Origin of the sequence: Corynebacterium sp. (genome assembly GCF_030532715.1) — a bacterium.
Taxonomy (GTDB): domain Bacteria; phylum Actinomycetota; class Actinomycetes; order Mycobacteriales; family Mycobacteriaceae; genus Corynebacterium.
This window is the reverse complement of the sequence record NZ_JAUNKO010000001.1, coordinates 122870-134905: the sequence shown is the minus strand read 5'-3', so window position 1 is coordinate 134905 and position 12036 is coordinate 122870. Positions and strand designations below refer to the sequence as shown.

Here is a 12036-nt window from a genome sequence, read left to right as displayed (position 1 = left end):
TACTGTGGCTTGCTCGCCGACCCGCCTTGTTGCTGCGCTCTCGCGACCGGCACGGTGAAGCGTGACGCTGTTTGGTGAAGCCCAAAACTCGGTGCACCCTGGCCCATTTTGTGCGCAGCCCTTGCCCAACCATTCCGCAGCTTGCCGTAGCTGAAGCGGCTCCTTTCCCCGGCCACGTACAATCTGCCTGGCTGTGCAGAATCTGCCTGATTTTTGGGCCGAGTTTTCCTGGGGAAATGCGGCCGCGTCATATCTGCCTCAGGCACATCTCACACAGCAAGAACCCCAGGCAGATCCTCCACACTAGGTGATGTGGCGAGGTGCAGGCCGGAATTCTCCGCGTTCAGGGCTGGCGATTTTCCACGTTCAGGCAGATTCGACACGCAGGTCGTCACACGATGGTGTTTCCACAGGAACGCAACACCGCCGCGCTACATCTGCCTCAGGCACATCTCACACAGCAAAAAACCCAGGCAGATCCTCCAGACCACGCCACCAGCGGTAGCTCATTTTGTCCACGATAGGTCACGGCCGCCTGGAACACGCTGGAACGGCATGGATTGTGAACCACCAAAGCCCACACCCAAAAGCGACGCACAATCTGCCTGGCTGCTGTCCGGCCGCGTAACATCTGCCTGGTTCCGCCGGATCTGCCTGATTTTTGGGCCGAGTTTTCCTGGGGAAATGCGGCCGCGACGAATCTGCCTCAGGCAGATCTGTCTCGGGTGGAAAGGTAGGCATTTCGTGGGTGGGCGAATACAGGTACGGTGTGCGGGTGGGCTTCGCGGGATCGTATGCGGCGTCCACTTCTTTAATGTCGAAGCGGAAGCGCTCGTTGCGGCCGTGGTAGCGAGGATTCTTTAATGCGTCAAATGTGCAACGTTTTGCTCGCCAATATTTTGGCTTTGCCGTGTTGGTTGTTGCATTGGCGTTTGTGCTCGCTCAGGGGTGCGTCTTTGGCTATGCGTTTGTACGCTGTTTTGCGTCCGGTACCTTGGTAGCCTGTGTCTGCGGTGATGCGTTGTGGGTTGACCGCATCTAGTTGCCCGATGCATTCCAGCGTCGTGGTGTCGTGCATGCTAACAGTTTGTGGTGGTTAAAGCTGCAGAGCGGCACCGGTTTCTGCGGAGGGGCACCTCGCAGCCGTCGAAAGCACGCATGTAAGCCACCGGCACCCCTCGTCGCGCCCCTAAATCCTGAGCTCATACCCCCGTTTGGTGGAGGTATGAGTAAACTAACCAAGCATGATTACTCGTATGTCTACGCTCTTTTTGCGTACCTTGCGTGAGGATCCGGCTGATGCTGAGGTCCCCAGCCACAAGCTCCTTGTTCGCGCTGGCTATATTCGCCGCGTCGCCCCGGGTGTGTATTCGTGGTTGCCGCTGGGGCTGAAGGTGTTGCGCAACATTGAGCGGGTGGTGCGCGAGGAAATGGCGGCGATTGGGGCGCAGGAGATTTCTTTCCCCGCGTTGCTGCCCCGCGAACCTTACGAGGTTTCGAACCGGTGGACGGAGTACGGTGCCGGGCTATTCCGGCTGCATGACCGCAAGGGCGCGGATTATTTGCTCGGGCCTACGCACGAGGAAATGTTCACACTGGCGGTCAAAGATATGTACTCCTCGTATAAAGATTTCCCGGTCACGCTGTATCAAGTGCAGACGAAGTACCGCGACGAGGAGCGTCCCAGAGCGGGCATTCTGCGCGGGCGTGAGTTTGTGATGAAGGATTCCTATTCATTTGACATGACCGACGCTGGTTTGGAGGCTTCTTACCAGGCGCACCGCCGCGCCTACCAGCGGATTTTTGATCGCCTTGGTGTGGAATATGTGATTTGTAAGGCTACGTCCGGCGCCATGGGCGGCTCCGCGTCTGAGGAGTTCCTCGCTATTTCCCCCAACGGTGAGGACACGTTTGTGCGTGCCACGGAAGGTGATTATGCGGCGAACGTGGAGGCGGTGGTAACTCAACCCGCGCCCGAACGTGATATCGAAGGTTTGCCGGAGGCGGTGGTGTATGAGACGCCCGAATCCGAGACGATTGAGACGTTGGTTGCGTGGGCTCGCGGCGCAGGTATTACTGTCGACGGCCGCGAGGTCACCGCAGCGGATACGCTCAAGTGTTTGATGGTCAAGGTGACGCAGCCCGGCGGGGAACCGGAATTGGTGGGCATTCTTGTGCCCGGCGACCGCGAGGTGGATATGAAACGGCTCGAGGCAGCTGTAGAGCCAGCCACCGTGGAGTTGTGTTCAGACGCGGATTTTGCGGCCCATTCGTTCCTGGTGAAGGGCTATGTGGGGCCGGTGGGTTTGGCCGCCAACGGGGTGCGCGTGCTTGCCGACGCCCGAGTCGCTCGCGGTACTTCGTGGATCACGGGTGCAGATGCCCCGCAGCGCCATGTGGTTGGGTTGGTTGCCGGACGCGATTTCCAGATCGACGGTGTGATCGAAGCTGCCGAGGTGTTGGAAGGTGATCCCGCACCTGATGGCCAAGGCGTGCTGACGTTGGAACGCGGTATCGAAATGGGCCATATTTTCCAATTGGGCCGAAAGTACACGGAAGCCTTTGACGTGCAAATCCTTGACGAGCACGGAAAACGTTCGATTCCTACGATGGGTTCCTACGGGATTGGCGTTTCTCGGCTGGTGGCGGTGTTGGCGGAACAGGCCCACGACGACAAGGGCCTGCGCTGGCCTGCGGAGATTGCGCCGTATCAGGTGCACGTGGTGGTGGCCAACAAGGATGCCGCGGCGGCAGCAGCTGCCGAGACCCTGGTACAGCAACTCTCCGAGTCCGGTATCGAAGTGCTTTTCGACGACCGCCCGAAAGTCAGCCCCGGCGTGAAGTTTAAGGATTCCGAGCTGTTGGGCATGCCTTATGTAGTGGTGTTGGGCCGTTCGTTTGCCGAAGGCAAGGTGGAATTGCGGGTCCGCGGTGGCGAGACCGTCGAACTGGACGCCGCCGACGCTGCCGCGCGCATTAGCGAACTGGTCCGTTAGCCGCGGCGCGCCCGCTCCTTGCGGGCGGGTTCTGGTGCGCACCAAGCCTTGATCATTTTCGCTGCCTCCGGTGGTTCCTTCACTTCAATGACCTGCCTGCCCATGCGCAGTACCCAGAACCCAGTTTCGTATTCCGCGGTGACAAGGTTGCCGGATTCCTTTATCCGAAACTCGAACGAAGGTTTGTGGTTGAAGAGGCCTTGGGTGGCGGCGTGCAAGAGCGCCGTCAACCCGGCGAATGATACGCCTGGCAGCTTCCATTCCGGGGTGCTTACCTCGACACGACAGTCTTCGTCGCCAAAGAGCAATACAAGGTGGCGGAATAGATCTAAGAGGCCAAGTTCGTTTTTCGCCGCAAACTCCAGCAGAAAAGGTAGCATTTTCGGGGCGGAAGATTGGGCAACGGTGACCTGGATGCAACGGTCTCCGGTGATGCGCGGGGCGTCGAAAAGCGAAATGCCGGGGATGGCGGACACTCTGGTGGTCAGGCCGCGCAATACGGCGTTTAAGAATTGCGAGGTGGCGGGTCGCGCATGGTAGCGGGCGGCGAGCGGGGTTTCCATAAAGTTCAGCGAGCCGATGGGGTGCCGGGGGTCCGGTTGGAACAAAAGGAAGTCGTAACCAACTTTCGTCCATGCCTGCTGCAAAAACCGGGGGTCACGGCTCATCCACAGCTCCATCAGCCCCGCTACCCAACGCACATTGGGGACCGTGAGCTGAAAATGTCGATCCTGGTGACCGTTTCTATATTCGATGAGCCACGAACCGTCACCCCGGGGGCGCGCCTGAACAAACGTATCATCGGTGCTGAGGTTGCGAATCACTAGGAAATCGTTGCGGCTGGCGGCAAGGTGCGACTCGGCATAACGCAGAGTTTCTAGCAGCCCGGCGCGGGGCGCTACGGGGAGAAACCAGCTGCCCGTCTCGGAGGAAAACGTTGCGGATTCGTCGCCGAACATGAGGATGCGTTGCCCGTCTATATGCGCCAAGCCCAGCTTATGAATCACCGCAAACTCCACCAAACCGTCGGTGTCGTTGCAGCGCACTTGAATGCAGCGATCCCCGAGAATTTCTGGCTGCAGGTTCGGGCTGATGCTGTAAAACGCTTTGGTGATGGCGTTGTCCGTCGCTGGAGGTCGCTGTAACCGTGGCGCCAGCAAACTCTCAGGCAAATGCAAAGAGCTGACCTGCACCGTTCCATTAGGGGCATAATCTGGTTCAAAGAAGACAAAACAATCGCTCCGCATTGGACCGAGTGTAGCTTCACAGGTGCAGTCGGTGGTTGAGCAACGGGCAGAAAGCGGTACCCCTCACCGCCTGGAAGGGGGTGGGCGGTTAACAACAGCGACAGTGCCGGGGGAGGCACCTTGTGCAGGCGCTACCCTCGGCACTGTCGCGTAGGCGCAGCGGATCGCACGGCGGCTAGAGCAACGATGGCGTCGCCGCGAGCAGAGTACGCGTGTACTCCTGCTGCGCATTATTGAAAATGTTGTCGGTGGTGTTTTCCTCGATGATTTCGCCGCGCAGCATAACGCAAATGCGATCGGAGACGTAGCGCACCGTGTTGATGTCGTGCGAAATAAACACCAAGCCGAGGCCGAATTCCCGCTTCAAATCGAGCAACAGGTTGAGTACCTGGGCGCGCACGGACACGTCTAACGCCGAGGTCGGCTCGTCGGCAATAATCAAATCTGGGTCAAGGGCCAGGGCGCGCGCAATGGCCACACGCTGGCGCTGGCCGCCGGAAATTTGGCGGGGCAGTACCTCGAGCGCGGATTGCGGCAAACCCACGAGGCTCACCAACTCGCGCACGCGTTTTTCCTGCTCAGCGGGAGAGCCCACCTTGTGCACCCGCAGCGGATCCAGCAACTGATCGCGGACGGTCATGCGCGGATTCAGCGAGGTTGCCGGATCTTGGAACACTACGGACACCGCTTTGCCGAGTTGCCTGCGGGCCGCCCCGCTGCGACTCATCGGCTTGCCTTGGAACAGCAACGATCCGCTGGTCAGTGGCTGTAGCCCCACCATGACGCGCGCCAGGGTGGACTTGCCGCAGCCGGATTCGCCGACGAGGCCAACGACTTCGTCGCGAAAGGCACGGAAGTGAATGTTCTTGTTGGCGTGCACGGTGTCCGGTCGAAAGAGTTTTCCGGTACGGGTTTTGTGTACGACATTGCCGTTGACGACTTCGATGACGGGGGTTCGCTCGGTCATGATGATTCTCCCAGGACGTGCAGCAGCTCGTCTGTGGCCGCGTACGAATGCGTAGTGCCTGCAATGTGCCGCATGGTTGGTTTTTCGTTCAGCCCCACCGTTGGGTGGCTGGAGCGCGGAGCAAAGCGGTCGCCTGCGACGAACTCGCGTGGCGAGGGCACCGTGCCGGGCACCTGGTAGAGCCGGTCCACGCCAGCTTCGATGGACAGTACGGAGCCCAGGAGGCCGCGGGTGTACTCGTGGCGGGGGTCGGTTAGTAGCTCGCTGGTGGCGCCTTGTTCCACCACCTGACCGGCGTACATCACCGTGATCTTGTGCGCCAAACGGCCCACTAGTGCGAGGTCATGAGATACGAAAATCATTGCGAATCCGAGTTTTTCGCGCAGTTCGTTTAGCAGCTGCACCACCTGGTGCTGCACCGTGACGTCCAGCGCGGTGGTCGGCTCGTCAGCGATCAACAACCGCGGGTCCCGAGTCAACGCCATCGCGATCAGCACGCGCTGCCGCTGGCCGCCGGAAAGCTCGTGCGGATACGACCGCAGCGTGCGCTCAGGGTCCAAGCCCACCAGCTCCAGCAGCTCCTCCGCGGAGCGTTTGCCGCCACGCCGGGTCAATTGCTTCATTTGTGTGCGGATCAGCATCGACGGATTCAGGGCGCTGAGTGCGTCCTGGTAGATCATTGCGATTTCGTGCCCGCGCAGCGCATTGTGCTCCTCGGGACGTAGTTCCAGCAGGTTACGGCCGTTGTACAGCACCTCGCCGCTCAGCTTGGCCGTTTTCGGCAGTAGGCCCATGATCGCCATTGCTGTGATGGATTTGCCGCAGCCGGATTCGCCGACCAGACCCATGGTTTCGCCGGGGCGCACCGAGAAGTTCACGTTATCCACAATGTTGACGTCGCCGTGGGCGTTGGGGAAGGCGATGGAGAAATTCTTTACCTCAATGAGCGGCTCGGCGTCGCCGGTGTACACCAGGCGGTTGTTGTGCTCGGCCTCCGCTTTGGCCAGCGCAGCCAACGAGGCGTTTAGCGATTCACGAGCCTGCTCTTCGGAGGTTTGTCCGAGCGTGTTCTCGCCGCTCACAGTTTCGTTTTCGGGTTTCGACGCCGCGCTTGGCTTCACCGCCGGGGCAGCCAACGCGTCCGTTAATCCCTCGGCCAGGATATTGAGCGCGAGTACCGTCAACAGGATCATTAAGCCGGGGAAGAAGGTTGGCCACCAGGCCCCAAAGAGCAGCAATTGCTTGCCGTCGGCGAGGATATTGCCCCAGGACGGGTTCGGCGGTTTCACACCGGCGCTAATAAAGCTCAGCGAAGCCTCGAACACGATGGCGTCGGCCACTAACACCGTGGCAAATACGGCGATTGGGGCTAGGCAGTTGCGGGCCACGTGCTTGAGCAAAATGTGTGCGGTGGATGCCCCCAATACTCGGGAGGCGGACACGTAGTCCTCACCAAACGCACTAATGACATTGGCGCGCACCACGCGGGATAGTTGCGGGACATACAAAAACCCGATGGCAAACACAAGCACCGGCAGGGCGTTGCCGAACACCGCGACGAACACGGCGGCGAGTGCGATGCCGGGGAACGACATGACGATGTCTAGCACGCGCATCAACACCTCGGACACGACTTTGCCGGCGGTGGCGGCGATGGAACCGAGCACAGCGGCGACCACAAGGGCGGCGGCGGTGGCGCACAAGCCAATGATGAGCGAGGAACGCGCGCCGTAGGCGACGCGAGCGAAAATATCGCGACCAATCGCATCAGTACCGAACCAATGTTCCCCACTCGGAGGCGCTACCGGGGTGCCGGAGGCAAGCGGATCGTAGCCAGAAATCAACGGGGCGAACACCGCGAGTAGCACCACGAGCGAAAGGAAACCAACTGCGATCTTGGAGGCGATGGGCAGGTTGCGCAATTGAGTGAAACGCCCGCCCGCTTTTTCTTCCAGTTTGGTGGTGAGATTGCGTCGCATCAGATGCTCCGGATTCTAGGATTGACCAGTACGTACAGCATGTCCACGGCAATGTTCACAATGATGAAGGCGACGGCAACGGTCAGCGTGACGCCTTGGACGAGGAACACGTCGTTGCGTTGCACGCCGTCGAGAATCAATTGGCCCATCGCTTGGATGTTAAAGATGATTTCGATGATCACCGCGCCACCCATGAGGTAGCCCACGCGCAAACCCAACACCGTGATAGGGGTGATCAGCGCGTTGCGCAGCACATTGCGCGAAATCACCTCCGCCTTGGGAATCCCCGCACCGATAGCAGTGCGCACATAGTCTTTGTCCAACTCTTCGACCATGGAGGTGCGGACCACGCGGGCGAGCGAACCTGCCACCGGCACACCAAGCGCCAACGCCGGCAGGAAAATACTGTTGGCGTACGTGGCGGGGGATTCACTTAGTGGCACCCAGCGGGACAAAATGGCGGGGAACACGCCCCAGCCGCCGGGGATGGTGCCCAGCCATTGCACGAGCAGGATAGCTAACCAGAATGATGGTGTGGCCAGCGCGGCGATGGAAAACACGCGGATGATCTGGTCCGGCCAACGGTCGCGGTACAACGCAGCAATGACCCCCAGAACGAGCGCGAACACCACTGCGATAATGAGGCCCAGGAATGTCAGTTGCAGGGTGATGGGGAACGCCTGCTTGACTTGATCCGTCACCGGGGTGTTGCCGGCCGTGGTGCCTAAATCGCCTTGCAGCATGCCGACAAGGAACTTGCCGTAGCGGACGAGCATGGGGTCGTTGAGCCCATTGGCCTCTCGGTAGGCTTCCAAAGCTTCCGGGGATGCCGACTCACCGAGTGCCAAGCGCGCCGGGTCGGCGGGGGAGAAGGACATCACGAAAAACACCAGGAAGGTGACGCCCAGAATCATGATCGGCAGGGCGACAAGCCGCCTACCGATAAGACGAAGAAGGTTAGACATGACGACTTTTCTTCACGAGTTGGAACAATGGCAACACCCGGCGCAGCCACGCGATAACACTGTGTGAAGCGTTACCTGCGGTCGCGCCGGGTGTGGTTAGCGGTGCGAACCGCCCAGTACTACTTCGTAGAGCCCACGTCGAGGAAGCTCAGACCAGTCACGTCGATCGGCTTGAAATCACTGAGTGTGGTGCCATCCCAAGCGGTCGGCGTCTTGCGGTGGAACAACGGGTACAGCGGCACGATCTCGGAAAGCAGATCGAACAACTCGTTCCAAGTTTTCTGGGCGTCGGCTTCGTCGGTGGCCATCAAGCCTTCGTCGAGCAGCTTCTGCACCTTGGTGTACGATTCGGAACCCTTCCAGTGCATGCGGGTATCGGTCCAGGTGTCGCCGGCGTACCACCAGCGCATCAGCAGGTCGGGGTCCTTGCCGAATACGGACGGATCACCGGGAGCGATGACGACGTCGAAAGCCTCCGGCTTGCCGTCAATGGTGTTGTACACGTCGGCGGATTTGCGCTCGGTGAAGTCCACCTCGATGCCGACCTCCTTGAGGGATTCCTGGATGAGCGGGGTGCACTGGCGAACCCAGTCGTGGTCAGTGCACAGGAGCCGCAAGCTCTTCAAGCCGGTTTCCGCGAACAGCTTCTTGGCCTTGTCTGCGTCGTGCGTGTAGACATTCTTGGCCTTGTTGTAGTTCGGGTGGCTTTCCTGCAGGAATGAGGTAGCGGCCGAGGCTTGTCCCTTCATGCCGGTTTCCAGCACGCGGTCCATGTCGATGGCATACAGGAAGGCCTGGCGGTTCTTCATCTCCGCGAACGGGTTCGAGGAGTGGTTGTTGAACATGGCGAACAGGACGCCGAAACCTTGCTTGGATTCCACCTGGTTGGTGGCCTGCAATTGCTCAATGTTGAGATACGGGACGGAGTCGATGGCTTGCGCGCTCTTCGACTGGAGGGAGTTGATGCGGGTGGAGGAGTCCGGGATGACGTTCCAAGTCATCTTCGCCGCCTTCGCCGGGCGGGAACCGTTGTACTTGTCGAAGCGTTCGAACTTCACAACCTTGTTGGCGCCGTTTTCGGTCATCTTGTACGGGCCGGAGCCGATCGGGTTGGCGTCGAATGCCGCAGAGTCTGCCTGCACAACCTTCTTCGGCACGATCTTGACCACGGACAGGCGGTCCGCCAGCACGCCGGTGGGGTACTCGGTGGTGATGGTGACGGTGGAATCGTCCTTCTTGGTGACGCCCTTGATGAATGGGATGAACGACGCGTACAGGGACTTGTTCGCTGGGTCGAGGACGCGTTCGAAGGAGAAGACGACGTCGTCGGCGGTGACTGCGTCACCGTTGTGGAACATTGCGCCGTCACGCAGCTTCACATCAACGCTGGTGCTATCGCCGGAGGGGAGTTCCTTTGCCAAGGCGGCGTAGATTTCGCCCGTCGCAGGGTCCATCTCGGTCAAACCTTCGAGGGTGTGCCAGTTGGCGGCAATGGTCAGCGCCGAGGTGGTGGTCATCGGGTCGTAACCGTTGGTGCCAAGTTCGTAGGAGATGGCAGCCTCGATCATGCCGTCGTCCTTGACCGGGCCGGCAGGTTCAACGCTGGTGGAGCTCGTGTTTTCGCCACTCGGTGCGCACGCGCTGATAGTCGCGCTCAGACCGGCTGCAGCACCAAGCGCTCCCGTGATGCGGAGGAAGCTGCGACGGGTAAAAGTCTTGCTCATCGTGGTCCTTTCCCTGGAGGAATGAGAAGTTGGGTTCAAACGGGTCCGCTGGTTATGACAGCTCTTACAAGAGTTCATATTAGGCGGCTCCTAGTGAGACATGTCCCCAATGGTGACAAGCTTGTGTCACAGTGTTCTTCATGAGGGCATCCTGTAGAGTCCGTCTCACTTAAAACATCCTGTGATCTGAATGTACATCAGACGTCTGATGTGATCTACAATAGTGGCAAGGATTTTTCCCCGAATGGCTTTCGGACGGACAATCAGTGCAGGATGAAAGCACGGTTCTAGGTCAACCCTATGAGTGAGGAGAATGGCACGTGGTACCTCGAGCTCGAAATACTGCGCAGTCTGCGGTGGAAGGTATTGAAGACTACATTCGCCGCCACAACCTGCATGTTGGCGATTTACTACCCTCCGAAAAGGAGCTGTGCGAGGAGCTGGGCTGCTCCCGTTCGTCATTGCGCGAGGCAATGCGCACACTTGTTTCCCTCGACATCGTCCAGGTGTGCCAAGGGCAGGGAACTTACATCTCAAAGATGTCACTCGCCCCCCTCGTTCGGGGGATGGTTCTCCGGGTCACCCTCGACCTCGACCAGTCTTTCGATCACTTACTTCAGGTCATTGATACCCGCGAGGCGCTCGAGCAGTCCCTCGCCGACGAGCTTGTCGCTGTACACGATGAAGAGTCCGTGGAAGCCCTCGACAGCGTGGTCACCGAAATGCGCGCCCACGTTGAAAAAGGTGAGTCCTTTGGGAAAGCGGACCAGCAATTCCACGTGGTGTTGCTGGCGCGAACGAAAAATAAACTTATCCGAGAGCTCTCGGACGCCTTGTGGCAGATCCATGCAGAGGTTGTTCCGCTGCTTGACCTGCCGATTACCGAGGATGTTCAACGCACCATCGAATCGCACCAAGAGATGGTTGAGGCATTGCGCAACAAAGACGCAAACGCCTTCCGCACGGCGGTGCAAGCCCACTACGGTCCTGTGCGGCACGCGATTTCTCTCCACCGGCAAAACCGAAACCTCGATCCCGTCGAGTGAGTAGTTCAGCCATGGAATCGGAAGCGGCACGGCGTTGCACCCAAAGGTTGCCGGCGTGAGCACCATTCTCGGAGCGCACGCGCCGCCAGCGGCGGCTCGTGTGGGCCGCCGCTGGCGGCATTAAAATCCGAACGCATACTCGTTTTGTTCTGAAAGGCCAATCTTGCCATGTCTGCAGTTTCCGCATTCACCGGTGTAATCCCCCCGGTGGTATGCCCCCTCAACGATGATTTCACCGTGGATCGCGCATCCCTTCGACGTCACGTTGAGCGTCTCATCGACGGCGGCGTCGATGGGCTGTTTGCCCTTGGCTCCTCTTCGGAGGTCGTGTTTCTGACCCGCGAAAACCGCCGCGCGTTCTTAGAAACCGTTGTCGAGGCGGCTGCCGGCCGCGTGCCGGTGATCGCCGGAGTGATCGATACCACCACCTTGCGCGTGGCGGAGCATGTTGAAGACGCTATCAATCTCGGAGCGCAGGGGCTGGTTGCTACCGCACCGTTCTATACGCGGACGCATCCGAACGAAATTATGGAACACTTCCGGCGGATCCACGCCATGGCGCCGGACGTGCCGTTGTATGCCTACCAGATTCCGATCTGTGTGAACGTCACCTTGAGCGATGAACTCATGCTTACCCTGGCCGCCGAGGGGGTGCTTGCCGGCATGAAGGATTCTTCCGGCAACGATGCCGCCACCCGGTCGCTTATTCGAAAGCGAAATGAGCGAGGTTTGCAGGACTTCAAAGTGCTCACTGGCTCCGAGACCACCGTGGACCTGAACTACTTTTTCGGCGCCGATGGTGTGGTTCCTGGCCTGGGTAACGTTGATCCCGCGGGCTATGTGCGCCTCCAGCAGGCGGCGTTGGCGGGGGATTGGGATACTGCGCGTGCCGAACAGGAAAAGCTCATCCAGCTGTTCGACATTGTGTTCCAGGGCGATCCGCAGCGGGTGGGTGGCAACTCTTCCGGCGTGGGCGGCTTCAAGGCGGCGTTAGAGTACTTGGGTGTGTTTAGCTCGCGGCGGATGGCGCCCCCTGCGTTGCCGTTTACGGATGCGGAGCTTGCCCGCATTCATGCCATCGTTGACGCGTCTGGCCTCAAGGGTTAGCACAC

The 12036-nt window shown here is 59.6% G+C and carries 9 protein-coding genes; 3 read left to right on the top strand and 6 right to left on the bottom strand.

Annotated features, from left to right (window positions below):
* Positions 1 to 868: 868 nt before the first annotated feature.
* Entirely contained in the window at positions 869 to 1078 is a 210-nt protein-coding gene (locus tag Q4D83_RS00645) for a hypothetical protein (RefSeq protein ID WP_303172081.1), read from the bottom strand.
* A 166-nt stretch (positions 1079 to 1244) separates the two neighbouring features.
* Here Q4D83_RS00645 and Q4D83_RS00640 point away from each other — a divergent pair, with 166 nt between their 5' ends.
* Positions 1245 to 2996 carry a proline--tRNA ligase gene (locus tag Q4D83_RS00640; RefSeq protein ID WP_303172079.1) on the top strand — a complete coding sequence of 584 codons (1752 nt, stop codon included), beginning with the start codon at positions 1245 to 1247 and terminating at the stop codon, positions 2994 to 2996.
* On the opposite strand, the gene Q4D83_RS00635 is transcribed toward Q4D83_RS00640, so the two are convergent.
* From Q4D83_RS00635 to Q4D83_RS00615, 5 genes are all read right to left on the bottom strand, one after another.
* Entirely contained in the window at positions 2993 to 4243 is a 1251-nt protein-coding gene (locus Q4D83_RS00635; protein WP_303172077.1) for a hypothetical protein, read from the bottom strand. The genes Q4D83_RS00640 and Q4D83_RS00635 overlap by 4 nt on opposite strands.
* Before the next feature lie 175 nt (positions 4244 to 4418).
* Positions 4419 to 5210 (bottom strand): ABC transporter ATP-binding protein, encoded by a 792-nt coding sequence (locus tag Q4D83_RS00630; RefSeq protein WP_303172075.1) that lies wholly within the window; start codon positions 5208 to 5210, stop codon positions 4419 to 4421.
* Positions 5207 to 7189 carry a dipeptide/oligopeptide/nickel ABC transporter permease/ATP-binding protein gene (locus Q4D83_RS00625; protein ID WP_303172073.1) on the bottom strand — a complete coding sequence of 661 codons (1983 nt, stop codon included), beginning with the start codon at positions 7187 to 7189 and terminating at the stop codon, positions 5207 to 5209. Before Q4D83_RS00625 ends, Q4D83_RS00630 begins: the two co-directional genes overlap by 4 nt.
* A complete protein-coding gene (locus Q4D83_RS00620; RefSeq protein ID WP_303172071.1) occupies positions 7189 to 8154 on the bottom strand; it encodes an ABC transporter permease in 966 nt (321 codons plus the stop codon). The genes Q4D83_RS00625 and Q4D83_RS00620 overlap by 1 nt, the downstream gene beginning before the upstream one ends.
* 119 nt (positions 8155 to 8273) lie before the next feature.
* Positions 8274 to 9878, bottom strand: a complete 1605-nt coding sequence (locus tag Q4D83_RS00615; RefSeq protein WP_303172070.1) for an ABC transporter substrate-binding protein — start codon at positions 9876 to 9878, stop codon at positions 8274 to 8276.
* Positions 9879 to 10198: 320 nt separating this feature from the next.
* On the opposite strand from Q4D83_RS00615, the gene Q4D83_RS00610 reads away from it, so the two are divergent.
* Both Q4D83_RS00610 and Q4D83_RS00605 read left to right on the top strand, forming a co-directional pair.
* Positions 10199 to 10924: a FadR/GntR family transcriptional regulator gene (locus Q4D83_RS00610; protein ID WP_303172068.1), complete on the top strand. Its 726-nt coding sequence runs from the start codon at positions 10199 to 10201 to the stop codon at positions 10922 to 10924.
* Positions 10925 to 11092: 168 nt separating this feature from the next.
* Positions 11093 to 12031: a dihydrodipicolinate synthase family protein gene (locus Q4D83_RS00605; protein ID WP_303172067.1), complete on the top strand. Its 939-nt coding sequence runs from the start codon at positions 11093 to 11095 to the stop codon at positions 12029 to 12031.
* Positions 12032 to 12036: the final 5 nt, after the last annotated feature.